The organism is Mesobacillus sp. MER 48 (assembly GCF_023714225.1).
GTDB lineage: Bacteria > Bacillota > Bacilli > Bacillales > Cytobacillaceae > Mesobacillus > Mesobacillus oceanisediminis_A.
Window position 1 is genome coordinate 889331 of record NZ_JAMAUR010000001.1, and the last position, 17519, is coordinate 906849.

At 44.5% G+C, this 17519-nt stretch carries 19 protein-coding genes; 6 read left to right on the forward strand and 13 right to left on the reverse strand.

Translation table 11 applies throughout. From position 1 onward, the window contains the following. Nucleotides 1–14: 14 nt before the first annotated feature. A complete protein-coding gene (locus M3593_RS04585; protein ID WP_251540903.1) occupies nucleotides 15–362 on the forward strand; it encodes a LysM peptidoglycan-binding domain-containing protein in 348 nt (115 codons plus the stop codon). Nucleotides 363–488: 126 nt separating this feature from the next. Continuing rightward, on the forward strand, nucleotides 489–1577 hold the full coding sequence (ispG, locus tag M3593_RS04590) for a flavodoxin-dependent (E)-4-hydroxy-3-methylbut-2-enyl-diphosphate synthase (RefSeq protein WP_186326755.1): 1089 nt from the start codon (nucleotides 489–491) through the stop codon (nucleotides 1575–1577). A 49-nt stretch (nucleotides 1578–1626) separates the two neighbouring features. Here the strand turns inward: ispG and M3593_RS04595 are convergent, their stop codons facing one another. Beyond that, complete coding sequence (locus M3593_RS04595) at nucleotides 1627–2181, reverse strand: DUF308 domain-containing protein (protein WP_251540905.1); 555 nt, start codon at nucleotides 2179–2181, stop codon at nucleotides 1627–1629. A 159-nt stretch (nucleotides 2182–2340) separates the two neighbouring features. Here M3593_RS04595 and M3593_RS04600 point away from each other — a divergent pair, with 159 nt between their 5' ends. Then, entirely contained in the window at nucleotides 2341–2910 is a 570-nt protein-coding gene (locus M3593_RS04600; protein ID WP_144476185.1) for a 5' nucleotidase, NT5C type, read from the forward strand. 41 nt (nucleotides 2911–2951) lie between these two features. On the opposite strand, the gene zur is transcribed toward M3593_RS04600, so the two are convergent. From zur to M3593_RS04615, 3 genes are read right to left on the reverse strand one after another with little or no spacing between them, the layout of a single operon-like run. After that, the gene (zur, locus tag M3593_RS04605; protein WP_144476184.1) at nucleotides 2952–3365 is read right to left on the reverse strand and encodes a zinc uptake transcriptional repressor Zur; all 414 of its coding nucleotides are present in this window, start codon (nucleotides 3363–3365) and stop codon (nucleotides 2952–2954) included. A gap of 12 nt (nucleotides 3366–3377) precedes the next feature. Beyond that, nucleotides 3378–4220, reverse strand: coding sequence for a metal ABC transporter permease (locus tag M3593_RS04610; protein WP_251540907.1), 843 nt, complete (start codon nucleotides 4218–4220; stop codon nucleotides 3378–3380). After that, on the reverse strand, nucleotides 4213–5007 hold the full coding sequence (locus M3593_RS04615; protein WP_144476182.1) for a metal ABC transporter ATP-binding protein: 795 nt from the start codon (nucleotides 5005–5007) through the stop codon (nucleotides 4213–4215). Before M3593_RS04615 ends, M3593_RS04610 begins: the two co-directional genes overlap by 8 nt. Nucleotides 5008–5158: 151 nt before the next feature. On the opposite strand from M3593_RS04615, the gene M3593_RS04620 reads away from it, so the two are divergent. Beyond that, nucleotides 5159–5413, forward strand: a complete 255-nt coding sequence (locus M3593_RS04620; protein ID WP_251540908.1) for a DUF2624 domain-containing protein — start codon at nucleotides 5159–5161, stop codon at nucleotides 5411–5413. A 457-nt stretch (nucleotides 5414–5870) separates the two neighbouring features. On the opposite strand, the gene M3593_RS04625 is transcribed toward M3593_RS04620, so the two are convergent. After that, entirely contained in the window at nucleotides 5871–6761 is an 891-nt protein-coding gene (locus tag M3593_RS04625; protein ID WP_251540915.1) for a deoxyribonuclease IV, read from the reverse strand. A 21-nt stretch (nucleotides 6762–6782) separates the two neighbouring features. After that, nucleotides 6783–8099: a DEAD/DEAH box helicase gene (locus M3593_RS04630; RefSeq protein WP_251540918.1), complete on the reverse strand. Its 1317-nt coding sequence runs from the start codon at nucleotides 8097–8099 to the stop codon at nucleotides 6783–6785. Between the two features lie 246 nt (nucleotides 8100–8345). Here M3593_RS04630 and M3593_RS04635 point away from each other — a divergent pair, with 246 nt between their 5' ends. Continuing rightward, nucleotides 8346–8987 (forward strand): YqfQ family protein, encoded by a 642-nt coding sequence (locus tag M3593_RS04635; protein WP_251540920.1) that lies wholly within the window; start codon nucleotides 8346–8348, stop codon nucleotides 8985–8987. Between the two features lie 107 nt (nucleotides 8988–9094). Beyond that, a complete protein-coding gene (locus M3593_RS04640; RefSeq protein WP_251540921.1) occupies nucleotides 9095–10048 on the forward strand; it encodes a 4-hydroxy-3-methylbut-2-enyl diphosphate reductase in 954 nt (317 codons plus the stop codon). A gap of 107 nt (nucleotides 10049–10155) precedes the next feature. Here M3593_RS04640 and M3593_RS04645 read toward each other — a convergent pair whose 3' ends face one another. From M3593_RS04645 to dnaG, 7 genes are all read right to left on the reverse strand, one after another. Then, complete coding sequence (locus tag M3593_RS04645) at nucleotides 10156–11271, reverse strand: Nif3-like dinuclear metal center hexameric protein (RefSeq protein WP_251540923.1); 1116 nt, start codon at nucleotides 11269–11271, stop codon at nucleotides 10156–10158. Then, nucleotides 11268–11978, reverse strand: coding sequence for a tRNA (adenine(22)-N(1))-methyltransferase (locus M3593_RS04650; protein ID WP_251540925.1), 711 nt, complete (start codon nucleotides 11976–11978; stop codon nucleotides 11268–11270). The genes M3593_RS04645 and M3593_RS04650 overlap by 4 nt, the downstream gene beginning before the upstream one ends. Nucleotides 11979–12134: 156 nt before the next feature. Continuing rightward, complete coding sequence (gene cccA, locus M3593_RS04655) at nucleotides 12135–12497, reverse strand: cytochrome c550 (protein WP_144476899.1); 363 nt, start codon at nucleotides 12495–12497, stop codon at nucleotides 12135–12137. 182 nt (nucleotides 12498–12679) lie between these two features. Beyond that, a complete protein-coding gene (locus M3593_RS04660; protein WP_251540927.1) occupies nucleotides 12680–13819 on the reverse strand; it encodes an acyl-CoA dehydrogenase family protein in 1140 nt (379 codons plus the stop codon). Nucleotides 13820–13917: 98 nt separating this feature from the next. Beyond that, entirely contained in the window at nucleotides 13918–14445 is a 528-nt protein-coding gene (locus tag M3593_RS04665; RefSeq protein WP_144476173.1) for a hypothetical protein, read from the reverse strand. A gap of 88 nt (nucleotides 14446–14533) precedes the next feature. Beyond that, the gene (gene rpoD / locus M3593_RS04670) at nucleotides 14534–15664 is read right to left on the reverse strand and encodes an RNA polymerase sigma factor RpoD (protein ID WP_144476172.1); all 1131 of its coding nucleotides are present in this window, start codon (nucleotides 15662–15664) and stop codon (nucleotides 14534–14536) included. Nucleotides 15665–15707: 43 nt separating this feature from the next. After that, nucleotides 15708–17513, reverse strand: a complete 1806-nt coding sequence (dnaG, locus tag M3593_RS04675) for a DNA primase (RefSeq protein ID WP_251540928.1) — start codon at nucleotides 17511–17513, stop codon at nucleotides 15708–15710. Nucleotides 17514–17519: the final 6 nt, after the last annotated feature.

Here is a 17519-nt window from a genome sequence, read left to right on the forward strand (position 1 = left end):
AGGAGGAAGGTTCCATGAAAAAATTGGCAGGATTCCTGGTTTTCCTGGTATTAGCATATGCGATTTATAATGATTTAAGCATAGGAACGCTTCCCGCAGCGAGAACGTCAGAACCAGTTTTAGTAGAAGCGGAATCGGAAGAAGCAGGAAGCCAGGCTGAGGAGAAGATTCCTTATTTCGAGCATGAAGTCAAGCCTGGCGATACAGTACTGTCTGTCCTCGACAGCAATTCCAAAAAACCTCTCGCAATCCCGGTTTCCCAAGCGGTAGAAGACTTTAAACAGCTTAATGGAGGGACAGATCCCCAAAAAATCAAATTTGGCAATACCTATAAATTCCCGGATTACAGCAGTCGAAATTAACAAAGCCTAACTAAGAAAGTCTTTCCTTGTCAATTTGAACAAAAGATTGATAAAATGGGGTTGTGCATCTTAAGGAAATTTATCATGAATTCCATTTTTTAAAGGAGCGAATCACTGTTGAGTGAAATCATACATCGTACTAAAACCCGCCCGATAAAGGTTGGGAATTTAACAATTGGCGGTAACAATGAAGTTGTCATCCAGAGTATGACAACTACCAAGACACATGATGTCGAAGCGACTGTTGCCGAGATTAAACGCCTTGAAGAAGCAGGCTGCCAGATTGTCCGGGTTGCATGTCCGGATGAAAGAGCAGCTAATGCGATTTCTGAAATAAAAAAACGAATCAATATACCTTTGGTAGTTGATATCCACTTTGATTACCGCCTGGCGCTTAAAGCAATCGAAGGGGGAGCTGATAAGATCAGGATCAATCCCGGGAATATCGGCAAGCGCGAAAAGGTAGAAGCTGTTGTAAAGGCAGCAAAAGAGAAGGGTATCCCTATTAGAATCGGTGTAAATGCCGGATCACTAGAGAGACGAATCCTCGAAAAATACGGTTACCCTACTGCAGATGGCATGGTGGAAAGTGCTTTGCACCACATCAAAATCCTTGAGGATCTTGATTTCCACAATATCATTGTTTCCATGAAGGCTTCAGACGTGAACCTTGCAATTGAAGCATATGAGAAAGCAGCAAAGGCCTTCGATTATCCGCTGCACCTTGGAATCACCGAATCAGGAACTTTATTTGCCGGAACTGTAAAAAGTGCCGCTGGCCTTGGGGCGATCCTTAGCAAAGGAATCGGGAACACGGTTAGGGTGTCACTAAGTGCAGACCCGGTAGAGGAGGTAAAGGTAGCAAGAGAGCTGTTAAAATCTTTCGGCCTGGCTGCCAATGCCGCAACATTGATTTCGTGCCCAACGTGTGGACGAATCGAGATCGATTTGATCAGCATCGCCAATGAGGTGGAAGAATATATCTCAAAGATCAAAGCACCGATCAAAGTGGCCGTGCTCGGCTGCGCTGTAAACGGTCCTGGTGAGGCACGGGAAGCCGACATCGGTATTGCCGGCGCCAGAGGGGAAGGACTGCTTTTCCGCAAAGGAGAAATTGTCCGTAAAGTACCTGAAGAAACAATGGTAGAAGAATTAAAGAAAGAAATCGATAAAATCGCCGAGGAGAAGCTTCAGGAAGCTGCCCTCCAAAAATAAGCATATAAAAAATGCCCGGGAATCCCGGGCATTTTTTTGGCATTTTCCGTCAAAAGAACGGAAGAATAAAGATGCCGACCAGAATGGAGATTATCCCTATTCCAATCGCCCAGCTGCCGATAGCGGAACCCCGACGGCGGGCCATGAAGCCAAGGACAATTCCAGCTGCTCCGAAAAGAACAGGCAAAATAAACAGCGACAAGATCGATAGGGCAAGAGCCGAGTATGCAAGCCCCCGTCCTCCAGTTGTACTTTCTTCTTCTGACCTTCTTCTGATCGCAGGGGGTGCAGGAGCAGCAATTTCAGCCGCTGTCTCCTCACGATAATGTTCTTCACGAACAGGCACCGCAATCGCTGTCATCTCCTGATAGTGATCATCACGATCACTTCCGGCGATAGCCGTCATTTCCTGGTAGTGCTCATCACGTCCAGGTCCGGCGATTGCCGTCATTTCCTGATAATGCTCATCACGTTCAGGAGTATACAGCTCTGTTGCTGTTTCCTCCTGGTAGATCTCGTCACGCGCATCCCTTATAGTAATGACATCCTGCTTAGGTTCAGTAATATATTCGGTACCAATCTGTTTTCGCTCTTGGTCTGCCACTTTAATCCCTCGCTTTCTTAAGTGGAGCATTTATTATTGTTTACGAGTGGATTGATTTTCATCATGGCAATGTTTGACTGATGCACGAAAAAGTTAATCTTTTGCGTGCTATCCATATTTGGTAAAATTAATAGGAGATCAATGTTAAGGAGCAGACTGATGAAAAGACGTTTTGGCATAGATATAGATGGAACAGTCACCTGTCCCACCACATTTGTACCGTATTTGAACGAAGCATTCGATTTGGATATTACCCTTGATGATATCAAGCAGTATGATTTTATGCCGCTTGTAACAGTAAGTGAAAAAGAGTTTGCAGCCTGGTTCAAAAAAATGGAACCGGTTATCTATTCCAAATCCCCTTTAGCAGCAGGAGCAAAGGAAATCCTGAAGAGCTGGGAAAATGAACATGAATTGTATTTCATCAGCGCGAGGGGCACACATTTACTTGAACTAACTCAAGAGTGGTTTACTGCCAATGAACTTAAATATCATGATATTCACCTGATTGGTTCACATGATAAAATTCAGGCAGCACGGAAGTATGATGTAGATATTTTCTTTGAGGATAAACATGATAATGCGGTCAATCTGCATGAAGAACTGAAAATTCCAGTCATCCTTTTTGACACCCCGTATAACCAGGAGCCAATCCCTGATGGCGTCATTCGAGTTAATAACTGGCAGGAAGCCAATGAATGGGTAAGAAATTGGATAGAAAACAGTTAAACGGCCATTTGAGGATGGCCGTTTTTCCATTTCAATATGCCCTAGTGTATGCAATCAGGGCATCTTCCGTATATTTCAAACTTATGGCCCGAAATATCATAGCCCTTAAAGCTTGATTCGATATTCCTCATTGGGCAGGTCTCAATCTCTTTTGTCTTTCCGCAGTCAAGGCAGATGAAATGGTGATGATGCTCTTTATGCGAACACGTAAAACGGAAATGTTTTTCTCCTGACAGCTCAGTCATCTCCAGAATCCCCAGCTCTACAAACACACTTAAATTACGATAGATCGTATCAAACGACAATCCAGGGTAATTCTCCTTCATTTGCTCAAGGACATCACGTGCCGTCAAATATTTATCATGTTCGGAAAATAGCTGGAGCATGTCCTCACGCTTACCTGTATGTTTATACCCCTGTTCCTTCAGCAGGTTCATTGCTTCATTCACATTCATGATAACACCTCTTTAAATGGATCTTGTTGCACTGCGTTTTTTTAGCCAGATAGCCAGCACAAGGATGAATACAGAAATCATGACAATGGTTCCGCCGGGAGCGAGATCCATGTAGTATGACAGGAATAAGCCCCCCAGCACCGAAATTTCACCGAACAGGATGGAGAAGAAAATCGTCTGCTTGAATCCTTTGGCGAACCGGATGCTTGCTGCCACCGGCAAAGTCATAAGGGACGAAACAAGCAGGATGCCAACGATCCTCATGGAAGCTGCAATCACCAGTGCCACCATGACGATGAAAATAAAGTGCAATGACTTTGCAGCAATTCCGGTTGCCCTAGCATATTCTTCATCAAATGATAACAGAAACAGTTCTTTGTACAGCAAAGCAACGAGTGCGATCACCAGGATACTAATAATCAGGATGGTCCATAAATCCGCTCTGCTTACAGCGCTGACGCTTCCAAATAAATAACTGAACAAATCTGTATTGAAGCCGTCGGCAAGTGAAATAAAAATAACGCCGAGTCCAATTCCACCCGAAAGGATGATCGGAATTGCCAGTTCCTGATAATGCTTATAAACTGTGCGGAGTTTTTCAATGAACAGCGATCCGCCAACCGAAAAAGCCATCCCCATGTAAAGCGGATTTAGGCCGCTGAAAACCATGAACTTTTTCTCAAGCAGCAGGCTTGCTGCGATTCCCGCCAAGGTAACATGGCTAAGGGCATCAGCTATAAGGGAAAGCCTTCTTACAACAATGAAAACGCCGAGAAGGGGAGCGATCACACCAATGATCATGCCGGTCAAAAAGGCATTCTGCAAAAACTCGTATTGCATCAGTCCACTAATCATGATGGTGGCCTCCCCCGTGATGATGATCATGGTCATGAGTCAAAACATGCACATCATGCCCATATATTTCTGATACATCATTCAGCTTCAATTGTTCGAATTCCTCGGCACTTCCATGGAAATGCATATTTTTATTCAAGCATGCTACATTTGTGACTTTTTCGGAAATCGTGCCGATATCATGTGTCACCAGAAGCAAAGTAATTCCCTTCTCTTTGTTAAGTGTTTCGAGCATTTCATAAAAGGAGTTTACATTCTGCACGTCGACACCGACCGTCGGCTCATCCAGAATCAGCAATTCAGGTTCGCTCACAAGTGCCCTGGCAATGAACACTCTTTGCTGCTGGCCCCCGGATAGCTCACCGATATTCCTGTCCAGGAATTTTCCCATCCCGACAGATTCAATCGCCAGTTTAATCTTTGCATGGTCTGTCTTCTTTAAAAAATGGAACAGCCCGAGTTTTTTCGTCAACCCGCTGGCCACCACCTCAAAAACAGTAGCAGGGAAGCCCGTGTTGAAGGAATTGGCCTTTTGCGACACAAACCCGATTTTATGCTGCTCCCTAAACTTATTGATATCCTGTCCAAACAGTCGGATTGTGCCTGTTTGCGGCTTGATGAGACCAAGCATCAGCTTCAGCAGCGTCGACTTTCCGGATCCATTGGGACCAACGATTGCCAAAAAGCTCCCTCGAAGAATAGACAGATTTATATTTTCAAGTACATTTTCTTTATCGTATCGGTAATAAACATCCTGTACCTGGACGATGTAATCATTCGTATCCACTTTTATCACCTGCAAAATAAGAATCATTCCGATTTACTTTAAGTAGTATATCTCTTACTGCCCATAAAGTAAACAAAAGAACTTTCCACGCCAGAAAATTGTCACGAATTTAGAACTGGGCACATACCCTACTATGAAGGAGTGATGATCTTTGGCTATTTTTGAAAATATCATTAACCATAAAATAAGCAGCATAACGGCGGATGAGCTGCTGAGATACGCCTCTCAATTCAATATATCCATAACAGAGGCACAAGCAGATAAGATCGCCGGATACTTACGCGGTAAAAAGGTCAATATCTTTAATGATTCAGAAAGAACGGCACTCATTAAGCAAATTGCCAGAATCACCAACCCGGAAACCGCAAGGGAAGTCAATAAATTGTTTGTGAAATTCACGAAATAGGGTTTGTGTCCGTCGTAGAAATCTATGACGGACATTTTTTCGTCTTTCTTTAGGGTTTTTGTCCATCATGGGTTTGATGCCGGACACTTTTTCCCTTCTCTCCGGCATTTTTGTCCATCATGAACCTGATGACGGACACTTTTTCCCTTTTCTCCGGCATTTTTGTCCATCATGAGCCTGATGACGGACACTATTTCCCTTTTCTCTAGCATTTTTGTCCATCATGAGCTTGATGACGGACACTTTTTCCCTTCTCTCCAGCATTTTTGTCCATCATGAACCTGATGACGGACACTTTTCTCCATCTCTCCACTATTTCTGTCCATCATCAACCCGAGGACGGACACTTCCACCCTCTATGTCCATCATCACAGTTATTATTTCCTCTAAAAGGTAATACTCATTATCGTTTAACCCAACAAAAAGAAAAAAGCTGCGGAGTGTCCGCAGCTTTTGTTTAGTCATTCATGATTGTGTCTAGCAGGTTTTCTTCGAATTGCTTGTTTTTCAGCATCTTGATTTCATGTTTGTATGGCGCTTTTTTATTATTCTTGTCAGGACCGACAAATGGTGTTTCAAGGATTTTTGGTATTTGCGTCAGTTGCGGGTGATGGACGATGTAGTTTAATGCTTCAAAGCCGATATAGCCGAAACCGATATTTTCATGGCGGTCTTTTCTTGTCCCGAACTCATTTTTGCTGTCATTGATGTGCATGACTTTAAGCCTGTCGAGTCCGATGATTTTATCGAATTCGTTCAGCACGCCATCGAAATCCTCGACGATTCGATAACCTGCGTCATGGGTATGGCAGGTATCAAAGCAGACAGAAAGCTTGTCATTATATTTGACACCGTCGATGATCATCGCAAGCTCCTCAAAAGACTTCCCGCATTCTGATCCTTTTCCGGCCATGGTTTCCAGTGCGATTTGGACTTTGTCTTCCGCGCTAAGGACCTCGTTCAGGCCTTCAATGATTTTCTCGATTCCTTTGTCTGAACCTGCACCTACGTGCGCACCTGGATGCAGCACAATTTGCTTCGCTCCAATGGCTTCAGTCCTGTCGATTTCACTCCGCAAAAACCTGACTCCCAAATCGAAGGTGGCAGGATTCTGGGTGTTCCCGATATTGATGATATATGGAGCATGGACAACGATCTCGCTGATGCCATTCTGCTCCATATGCAGGCGCCCTGCTTCAATATTCAGGTCCTCGATTTTCTTCCTTCTAGTATTCTGAGGTGCTCCAGTATAGATCATGAAAGTATTTGCACCATATGAGACAGCTTCTTCACTTGCTGCGAGCAGCATTTTCTTGCCGCTCATCGAAACATGTGAGCCAATTAACATCTAGATCTCTCCTAAATCCCTTTATTTATTTCTCTTTTGGATACGGTTTTCACGTTTTTTGATTTTATCCATTTCGTATTTCATCTTCTTTTTATAGCCTGGTTTTACCTTTTTAGGCTTGGAGACAAGTGTCTTTGCCTTTGCTTCGCCTGCCGTTTCCTTCTTTTTTCGGTTTTGGCGTCGGTTGCGCTCCTCTATCTCGGTGAATTCACCTTTTTTCAAGTCGATGTTATTAAAAGTGATTCCCATCTTTTCAAGGCGGATCAATGCATCTTCATCGCTTTGCTCATAAATTGTCAAAGCAACTCCTGAGGATCCGGCGCGTGCTGTCCTTCCGACCCTGTGGATATAAAAATCAAGGTCCGTAGGCAGCTCATAGTTGATAACATGGCTGATGCCCTCGATGTCAATTCCTCTTGCTGCCAGGTCAGTCGCAACCAGGTACTGAAACTCAAGGTCTTTGATTTGCTTCATGACCCGTTTTCGCTCGCGAGGACTGAGGTCACCATGGATCCTGCCAACCTTCAAGCCCTTTTGAATCAGTCCATCCGCGATTTCATCTGCTTTTTTCTTTGTATTCGCGAAAACGATTCCCAAATATGGATTGAATGCGAGCAGGGCGGAGTGCACAAGGCCAATTTTATCACGGTGCCTTGCAGGAAGGAGAATATGCTCTATCTTCGCGGCTGTGGCCTGCTTAGGGTCGATCTGGACATATTTAGGGTTTTCCATGTACTTTTTCAAAAACGGTTTAAGCTTTTCAGGAATGGTGGCCGAGAATACCAGCATCTGAAGCTTTTCCGGCATTCGGGATGCAAATTGGTCGATGTCCTCGATGAATCCCATATCGAGCATCAAATCGGCCTCATCTATAACAAGGATATTGGCTGTATGCACGAACAAAGCGTTTTCCTTCACAAGGTCGTTGATCCTGCCTGGCGTGCCAATCACGATTTGCGGCTGGGTCTTCAGCTTTTCGATTGTTCTTTGCTTATCCGTTCCGCCAATATAGCAGCGGGCAGTGATCTGCTCTCCCTCCGGAGCATGTTCAGCTATTTTAAGGACTTCATGATAAATCTGGTTGGCAAGTTCACGAGTCGGTGCCGTGATGACTGCCTGTACTTCATTGCGCGAAGGATCAAGCTTGTCCATGATCGGCAGGACATAGGCATGCGTCTTTCCCGTCCCTGTCTGTGATTGACCGATCGCGCTGTCACCTTTCAGCACAGTCGGGATCAGACGTTCCTGAATCTCAGTCGGCTCGTAAAAGCCTAATTTATTGATTGCATCTATAATGAACGGCTTCAGTTCATAACGTGTAAATTTCGTTTCACTCATTGAAAATCTCCTTCTTTTCCCCTGTCCCGCAAGTGTTTCCAGGATTACAGCCTGTTCCGTAAGCTGTTCTTTTTCAGGTTCATCCTGTAATTATAATAAAGATTGCAGAAAATCTCCAATCAGTACTATCTTAACCTTTCCTATGAAAAAAACAAACCTGTTTCATTACATACTTTTTCCTTAAACCATTCCGGACTTCCCGCATAGTCTAATAGGAGAAGTTATATTGGGAAAGGAGGGGTCTCAATGCTACAAGGACCCCGTATGAATCCAGGCGGAATGCCGAATCGCTTTCAAGGTCCCCGCATGATGGGAGGGCCAGGGATGGGCCAGCGTCAGATGTATTCCAATCCATTCGCCCAAGGCCCAATGATGCCGCCAGGCCAGATGCCGCGAATGGGGGGCAGGAATATGCGCTCAAGCCAGGGAGGCGGACTGCTCTCGAAGATATTGGGAAGAGGCACCGGCCAGCGAAATGGTCCAGCAGGTTTCTTAACTGGAGCCAATACAGCGACACGGGGAGCCGGCTCAGGCGGCGGAATCCTTAAATCACTCGCTGACCCATCCGCACTGAGCGGTTTTCTGACAAACACGCAAAAAGTTTTGAACTCGGCGCAGCAGTTCGGTCCGATGGTACAGCAATATGGTCCGCTTGTCCGCAATCTGCCATCGATGTGGAAGCTTTATCGAGGATTGAAGGATCTTCCGGATGCAGATGAACAAACAACTGAAGCGGAGACAGATCAGCCAGAAAAGAACAAGAACGAAAACAAGAGTAAGAGCAAGAGTAAGAACAAGAAGAAGCCAGTGAAAGCCGAAAACACAGCTGTATCAGACAAACCAGCCCAAAAGCAGAACGGGGCATCAACACCAAAACTTTTCATTTAGTCTGAAGAATAGTTAATTCTTCCTTCCGGAAATCCTCTTTTGTAATCTTTCTATAAGTCTTATATAATAAAAGAAAGAATCAGAGGTATTCTTAGGAGGATGACTCAATGAATGTAATTAAAATTTCGCCGCGCGGCTATTGCTACGGCGTTGTCGACGCAATGGTCATTGCCCGCAATGCTGCATTGGATAAAAGCTTGCCGCGACCTATATATATACTGGGAATGATTGTCCATAACAAGCATGTTACCGATGCATTTGAAGAAGAAGGCATCATCACTCTGGACGGAAACAACCGTAAGGAGATCCTCGAAAAAGTTGAGGGCGGGACAGTTATTTTCACAGCGCATGGAATCTCCCCTGAGGTCAGGGAGCTTGCCAGGAAAAAAGGGCTGGTATCGATTGATGCTACATGTCCGGATGTCACGAACACCCATAATCTGATTCGCGATAAGGAAAAAGAAGGCTTCGAAGTCATTTACATTGGCAAAAAAGGTCATCCAGAGCCAGAGGGTGCCGTAGGCGTTGCTCCCGAAATCGTCCATCTTGTAGAAACAGAAGCTGATGTGGAAGCATTGAATTTACATGCTGAGAAATTGATTGTCACCAACCAGACAACCATGAGCCAGTGGGACGTTGCCGAGATTATGGAAAAAGTAAAAGAAAAGTATCCACACGCAGAGGTTCACAGAGAAATCTGCATGGCAACACAGGTACGACAGGAGGCAGTGGCAGAGCAGGCGAAAGTAGCGGATGTCCTGATTGTCGTTGGTGATCCGAAAAGCAACAACTCCAACCGCCTTGCCCAGGTATCACAAGAAATCGCCGGTACAAAAGCCTATCGGATTGCCGATATTACCGAACTTGAAATTGATTGGATCAAGGATGCCGAAACAGTAGCCGTCACTTCTGGCGCATCGACTCCGACACCAATCACAAAAGAAGTCATCACTTTCCTTGAACAGTTTGACCAGGAAAACGAAGCAACCTGGGTAAAAGAGAAAAAGGTGCCACTCTCTAAAATTCTGCCGAAGGTTAAGAAAACCGAAGCAGGTGTATAAGATGAAAGCAGCCCGAAAGAATTCGGGCTGCTTTTTTGGTACCAGGGGCTACTGCTCCCGACTTCCATTCTGGATTTGGGTTAGCTCCTAGTTCTGCAAAAGATGCATTAGATAAAAGTAAAAGGGTCAGTGTCAATTTCTGAAGCCAAGAACTGGACATCATACCCTTTTTCCTTACTAAGCCGTTCCATGACGCTGGCGGTTCCTTTTTTCATGATTTTTTCAACATTATGTCCGGGATCAATCATGTTCAAGCCGTCCATCAGTGCGTCATGTGCAGTGTGATAATATATATCCCCTGTTATGTACACATCAGCTCCCCGGAACTTTGCCTGAGTGAAGTACTTATTCCCGTCACCGCCAAGGACAGCTGCTTTTTTCACTTTAGCATTCAAGTCCCCGACTACTCGCACTTTATTGACACCAAGCGCTTCCTTCACAAAGTTTGCATAATCTCCCAGAGTTGTCTCCTCGACTTTTCCGATTCTGCCCAGTCCAAGCTGTTCTCCGCTATTCTCCAGTCTATATACATCATAGGCGACCTCTTCATAAGGGTGCGCTTTGATCATAGCCTGGATTACCTTCTTTTCGATACTCTGCGGAAAAACCGTTTCAACCCGGACTTCAATAACTGCTTCAAGCTTTCCCTGTTCGCCGATATGAGGGTTCGTGTTTTCCCCTGGCAGGAATCGTCCCTTTCCTGAGGCTGTGAAGGAACAATGGCTATAATCACCGATCGCCCCTGCCCCTGCGTTTCCTAATGCCTCACGGATTTGCTCTGCATTTTCCTCAGGTACAAAAACAACCAGTTTTTTCAGCTGGTCTTCATAAGTCGGAACCAGTACCTGGGAATCCTTAAGGCCAAGTGCCTCCGCAAGCAGGTCATTCACTCCGCCTTTTGCGACATCAAGATTTGTATGTGCAGCATAAACCGCGATGTCATGTTTGATCAGCCTGGCAATCATTCTGCCTGCTGGTGTGTCCGTCGCGATTTTTTTCAATGGCCGGAAAATCGGCGGGTGGTGGGCAATGATTAACTGAACATTCTTTGCGATCGCCTCTTCTACCACTTCCTCTGTAACATCGAGAGCGATCAGGACCTTTTCAACCGTCTGGTTCAATGCCCCAATTTGCAGGCCAATCTTGTCGCCTTCCATCGCGAAGGCTTTGGGTGAAAATTGTTCGAAAAGCTGGATCACTTCATGTCCATTTACTTTTTTCACTGGAACGCCTCCTCTGCCATTTTAAGTTTCTTCTCTAATTCCCTCTTCTTGCTTTCTGTTTCTTCATTTTGTACAGCTCCATCCAGCTGCTTTAATATCCGCTGCCAATTTTTTATCTCTGCGTTCCATTTTTCCATGAATACCGCAGATTTTTCACTCAATAAAAATGGGCCAAACAGAATGCCATTTTCGAGATTGAAGCCCTGATATGCTTTTAATGGTTCGCCTTTTTCGGCAACAAGGATTTCGTAGATCTTTCCATCTTCTTTCAGGATTTCTTCTTCTACAAGCTCCCATCCGTTGTCAATCAGCCACCTGCGCACTGCAAAACTTCCCACATTTGGCTGTAACACCAGCCTGGCGACTCCTTCGAGCTTCGATTTCCCTTTCTCCAAAATAGATGAGATCAATGTTCCGCCCATGCCGGCAATCGTAATACAATCCACTTCTCCTGGATCAATCACTTCGAGTCCGTCACCTTTACGGACTGTGATCCAATCTGTTAGATTTTCCACCCGAACCTGCTCAAGGGCAGATTGGAACGGTCCATTCGCGACCTCACCTGCAATGGCCTTCGGAACAGTCCCCTTTTTAACTACATAACAAGGTAGATAAGCATGATCAGAGCCGATATCGGCAAGCCTGGCACCTTGCGGAATATTATTTGCAACGGCATTCAGCCGATCTGAGAGCTTTCCAGCATTCATAAAAGTCACCTACTAAATCATATTTTGCTTTTATAAGTATATGAAAATCGCCCGCCCCTTGTCCAATCATCGAAAAAAGATGATGGCAGAGAACTGGATTGCGGACTGTTTAAAATAGTAAAGGCCCTCTGCAAAAAGCAAAGAGCCTTTAAAAAATTACTTCAATTCTTTTACGATCCATTCAGCCATTTGTTCTTCCTTGCCTGCAGCCATTCCAGGAGGCATGTTGCCTTTACCATTTGTCAGAATGTCTTTGATTTCGTCTTTGGAGTACTTGCTGCCTACACCTTTTAGCGCGGGACCAGATACACCTTCATACTGGTTGCCGTGGCAGCCTGCACAAGTTTGCTGGTAAAACTCCTCTGGGTTCACTTCAGCAGTTTCTTCGGTCTTTCCGCCGCCTTCTTTTTCCTTCGTAAGATCCTTAGCGTCACCAAGACCTTTGAAAGAAAGCAGGAACATCAAGCCGATCCCCATTACCATGATCAATACAAACGGGATAATTGGATTACGATTCATCATATACCCTCCTTTATGTACAACATCAACTAAATAATGATTTCACACAGATATTATTTTACTTGAAAAACGTTTACAGGGAAAGTAAAAAAGCAAACTTTGTCACACATGTTCACAATTTAGACAAAAAACTCCATCAATTGATGAAGTTTTGATGATTAAGGCATATTTAGGTTTCCCTTTTAGCAGCCAATTAATCTTGCAATCACCATTCTTTGGACTTCAGATGTTCCTTCGCCAATCTCCAGCAATTTCGCATCCCGCATATAGCGCTCGACCTCATACTCCCGCATATATCCGTATCCACCATGAATCTGTACAGCCTGGTCAGCAACTTCCATCGCGATTTCTGAAGCATATAGCTTACACATCGAAGCTTCCTTCGAGAACGGACGTTTCTGGTCCTTCAGCCATGCCGCCTTATAGACCATATTGCGTGCAAGTTCAATTTTCATTGCCATGTCAGCAAGCTTGAACTGGATTGCCTGGAACTGGGAAATCGATCTTCCAAATTGCTGTCTTTCCTTTGCATATTTCAAAGCCTTTTCATAAGCAGCCTGTGCTACTCCCACTGCCATAGCACCAATGCCAATCCTGCCGCCATCAAGTGTCACAAGGAATTGCTTGAAGCCTTCCCCTTTCTTTCCAAGCAGGTTTTCAACCGGGACATGGACATCCTCCATCACCAGCTGTGTTGTATTCGAGGCATTCAGGCCCATTTTTTCATAATTATCGATGACAGTGAAGCCAGGTGCATCTGTAGGCACAATAATTGCACTGATTTCTTTATTTCCATCCTTATTGCCGGTTATTGCAGTCATTGCAAGATGTTTCGCATAACTTGCATTAGTGATAAAGTTCTTGCTTCCATTGATGATGTATTCACCATCCACTTCTTTGGCTGTAGTCTGTGTCCCGCCTGCATCCGAGCCAGCATTAGGTTCAGTAAGCCCAAATGCGCCCAAAGATTCACCTGTACAGATAGGTGTCAGGTATTTCTGCTTTTGTTCTTCTGTGCCGAATAGGTTAATAGGAGCTCCGCCAAGGGATATATGTGCTGAATAAGTAATGCCGGTGGAAGCACATGCCCTGCTCAACTCCTCGGTTACAATGGCAAAGCTGACCGTATCAGCGCCTGCTCCACTATATTCCTCAAGGAAAGGCAGCCCGAGCATACCGAGTTCACCCAGCTTCTTAAAAATTTCTGTCGGAAACTGTTTCGTTTTATCCCTCTCAATCGCTCCAGGAGCTACTTCTTCCTCGGCAAATTCTCTAATCGTCCTTTTAATCATCGCCTGTTCTGATGTTAAATCAAAATTCATTTCCATCCCCCTCAAGACATTGAATGCGTTTACATTCTACATTATAAAGGTGAACAGACAATTTTCTCAACATTTAAAAACTTTTAAATTTTGAATTATTATATGAATATAGCAACTAGCAGGACAATTAATCCTGCAATTCCCGAAACTTTGAATGACACCATCTTCCACTTCATGCCTGCTGCAAGCCATAACAGACAGTTGAGAGCAGTGATCAAATAGAGAATAGCATGTTTGTCTGGAAATAGTATTTCACCCGCCTGAATGGATGTGATCAATAAGAGGAGTCCCGAAGATAGCAAAATGACTAAATCAAGATAAGAATTCTTCAGCATATAAACAGCGATTAAAACGGATGTTATTCCAAAAAATATTGTCAAACCGATTTGCAAAAAAAGGGACAATTCAGTAAAATAAAATAAAAAAACTGAAAGCGATAACAATCCAATCAAAATTATCCTAAGAAGATTCAAAGGTCTATGGCTATTTTTGCTGATTGGCTCCCCCTCTGAACCTCCTTCAGTATATAGGTTCAGGAGAAAGTCACAATAATGATCCGGCAGCAGCCTGCTTTCTTTCCAGTATTTGATTTCATTCGTAATGATTTTCCTGCGATGGTCATCCATTTATCGGCACATCCTGTCTCAAACATTTATACAGAAAAAAAGGAATAATTTACTCTTATTTTAAAAAGTAAATTATTCCTTGGCAATCCTATTCTAAAAAGTCTTTTAATCGCTTGCTTCGGCTAGGGTGTCTTAGCTTACGCAGAGCCTTAGCCTCGATCTGACGGATCCGTTCGCGTGTAACCCCGAAAACTTTACCTACTTCTTCAAGCGTACGTGTGCGCCCGTCATCCAGGCCGAAACGCAATCTCAGGACGTTCTCTTCACGGTCTGTAAGCGTATCTAGGACATCCTCCAGCTGTTCCTTCAGCAGCTCATATGCTGCGTGTTCTGAAGGAGATGTAGCATCCTGGTCTTCAATGAAATCTCCAAGGTGTGAATCATCCTCTTCACCGATTGGTGTTTCAAGTGAGACCGGCTCCTGGGCGATTTTAAGGATTTCACGAACTTTTTCTGGTGAAAGGTCCATATCTTCACCAATTTCTTCAGGTGTTGGTTCGCGTCCTAAGTCCTGCAGGAGCTGTCTTTGCACACGGATCAATTTGTTGATTGTTTCGACCATATGGACAGGGATCCTGATTGTCCTCGCCTGGTCAGCGATCGCACGAGTGATAGCCTGGCGAATCCACCAGGTAGCATAGGTACTGAACTTGAACCCTTTTCGGTAGTCGAATTTCTCAACTGCCTTGATCAAGCCCATATTCCCTTCCTGAATCAGGTCAAGGAATAGCATGCCTCTGCCTACATAGCGTTTCGCAATACTTACGACAAGTCGAAGGTTTGCTTCAGCAAGCCGTCTTTTCGCTTCTTCATCGCCCTGCTCGATTCTTTCAGCGAGGTTGATTTCTTCCTCTGCAGAAAGAAGGTCTACTCGGCCAATTTCCTTCAGGTACATTCTTACCGGGTCATTAATTTTGACACCGGGAGGAACACTTAAATCATTCAGGTCGAATTCTTCATCGTCCTTGGCAAGCTGTTTGATGTCCGGATCTTCCTCTTCATCACTTTCGCCGACAAGTTCAATTCCCTGTTCACCGAGGAATTCGTAAAACTCATCCATTTGATCGGAATCCAGTTCGAAGCTTGAAAGCCTCTCTGCAATATCATCATAAGCAAGGACACCTGTTTTCTTGCCCAGTGCCGTTAACTGGTCTTTCACTTGTTCAACTGTCACTTCATTTTCGGTGACTTCTTTAGAACGGGCTGACTTTTCAGCCATATGTCCCCCTCCTTCCAAAAATCAAAAACAATCAGCATAAGCTTTATAATGTCTTGCGCAATTGGATAATCTCTGTTGCGATTGCCGCAGCGCGCAAAATGTCGTTTTGACGTTCTGCCTGTTTTTGTTCTGCCATTTTTTCCTTTATTTTTAACATTTTTTGATAATTCAAGACCTGCTTGATATAATCAGATAATTCCTGATCGCTGATTTCCTCGTTCAGAGGCATCATCTCAATATCAGCAACAACCCTTTTTAGCTTATTATCCTGAAGATAATTTAAGAACGCACTTGGATCAGGGTCATGTCCTTTTTCATAGTATGCAAATAAATAAGTAATAATAGCCTGGTGTTCATCAATATTCATCATGCTTCCTGCCAGCATTCCCTGGACCTTGTAGGTGACGTCTGCGTCTCTCATCATATGGAAGATCAGCCGTCTCTCAGCCGTATGGTATGCCGGCTTAAGCTCTGCTTTCCTTGTATAGGCCGCTGGTCTTGTTTCGGGACGTGGCTGGTTTTGTTTTCTGGGAGCTGAAGCCTGATCCAACTGGTTAAGCTGTTGGATCAGAGCATCAAGCGACAGCGAGAATTCATTTGCCAGCTGACGCAGATACAAATCTTTTTCTACTGCCTTATCAAGTTTGCTGATTTCTTTAAGTACTTCTTCGATATATTGAAGGCGATCTCCTTCATTCTGAAGGTTTTTTCCTCGACGGTAATATAGTAATTTAAATGCCATCAAAGTGGAGCTGGACCCAATAATATCGTTCCTGAACTTTTCTTCGCCATGCATCTTTATGAAATCGTCCGGGTCCATCCCGTCCGGCATGGTCGCTACCCTGACAGCGAACCCTGCTTTCGACAGCATGTTAGAGGCCCTGAATGCCGCTTCAATACCGGCTTTATCCGAGTCATAACATAGCGTTACAGCCTGCACATTTCTTTTGAGCAAGGAAATATGCTCTTCGGTCAACGAAGTCCCCATCGTGGCGACTCCGTTTTCTACCCCTGCACGGTTGGCGGAGATGACATCCGCGAATCCCTCGAATAGAACAGCTTGCTGCTGTTTCCGGATCGAGCCGCGCGCAAGATGAAAATTATATAAAATTTTACTTTTATTAAAGATCTGCGTCTCGGGACTATTCAAATATTTGGGCTCTTCGTCCCCCATTGCTCTCCCTGAAAACGCAATCGTATTACCCTGATGGTCCAGGATTGGGAACATAATCCTGTTCCGGAACCTGTCAAAGTATGTCCCATCGTTTTCCCTCTGGATGACCAATCCTGCCTTAGCCATCACCCCAGGCGAAAAACCTCTTTTTTCAAGAAGTTTCACTGCAAAATCCCAGGACGGCAATGCATAGCCTATTTGGAACCTGTCTATAGATTCCTCGGTGAATCCCCTATTCAGAAGGTACTCCAGGGCATCCTGGCCCTCTTTTGTGTTTACCAGCAAATGATGGTAGAATTTACGCAAGAGTTCATGCGCGTCGATCATTTGCTTCGAACCTTCAGGCAATTGCGGATTCCTGCTGGCTGTTGTGCCTTCTAGCTTCAGTTCAATATTTGCCAATTCGGCAAGTTTTACTGCAGCTTCCTGAAAAGACAGTCCATCGATATCCATCAGGAATGAAAACACATTCCCTCCAGCTCCACAACCAAAGCAGTGGTAAATCTGCTTGTCAGGTGAAACCGAAAATGATGGGGAATTTTCTCCATGAAATGGACAAAGCCCAAAATAATTCCGGCCCTGCTTTTTCAATTGGACATAATCACCAATGACATCGACTATTTCAACCGCCTGCCGGATTTCATTTACTTTTTCCTCGGCAATCCTCTCTGCCATATGCAT

Coding starts and splice junctions, on each gene's coding strand:
- M3593_RS04585 (WP_251540903.1), top strand. CDS start 15: ATGAAAAAATTGGCAGGATTCCTGGTTTTCCTGGTATTAGCATATGCG.
- M3593_RS04600 (WP_144476185.1), top strand. CDS start 2,341: ATGAAAAGACGTTTTGGCATAGATATAGATGGAACAGTCACCTGTCCC.
- zur (WP_144476184.1), bottom strand. CDS start 3,365: ATGAATGTGAATGAAGCAATGAACCTGCTGAAGGAACAGGGGTATAAA.
- M3593_RS04610 (WP_251540907.1), bottom strand. CDS start 4,220: ATGATTAGTGGACTGATGCAATACGAGTTTTTGCAGAATGCCTTTTTG.
- M3593_RS04625 (WP_251540915.1), bottom strand. CDS start 6,761: ATGTTAATTGGCTCACATGTTTCGATGAGCGGCAAGAAAATGCTGCTC.
- M3593_RS04630 (WP_251540918.1), bottom strand. CDS start 8,099: ATGAGTGAAACGAAATTTACACGTTATGAACTGAAGCCGTTCATTATA.
- M3593_RS04635 (WP_251540920.1), top strand. CDS start 8,346: ATGCTACAAGGACCCCGTATGAATCCAGGCGGAATGCCGAATCGCTTT.
- M3593_RS04640 (WP_251540921.1), top strand. CDS start 9,095: ATGAATGTAATTAAAATTTCGCCGCGCGGCTATTGCTACGGCGTTGTC.
- M3593_RS04650 (WP_251540925.1), bottom strand. CDS start 11,978: ATGAATGCTGGAAAGCTCTCAGATCGGCTGAATGCCGTTGCAAATAAT.
- cccA (WP_144476899.1), bottom strand. CDS start 12,497: ATGAATCGTAATCCAATTATCCCGTTTGTATTGATCATGGTAATGGGG.
- M3593_RS04660 (WP_251540927.1), bottom strand. CDS start 13,819: ATGAATTTTGATTTAACATCAGAACAGGCGATGATTAAAAGGACGATT.
- M3593_RS04665 (WP_144476173.1), bottom strand. CDS start 14,445: ATGGATGACCATCGCAGGAAAATCATTACGAATGAAATCAAATACTGG.
- rpoD (WP_144476172.1), bottom strand. CDS start 15,664: ATGGCTGAAAAGTCAGCCCGTTCTAAAGAAGTCACCGAAAATGAAGTG.
- dnaG (WP_251540928.1), bottom strand. CDS start 17,513: ATGGCAGAGAGGATTGCCGAGGAAAAAGTAAATGAAATCCGGCAGGCG.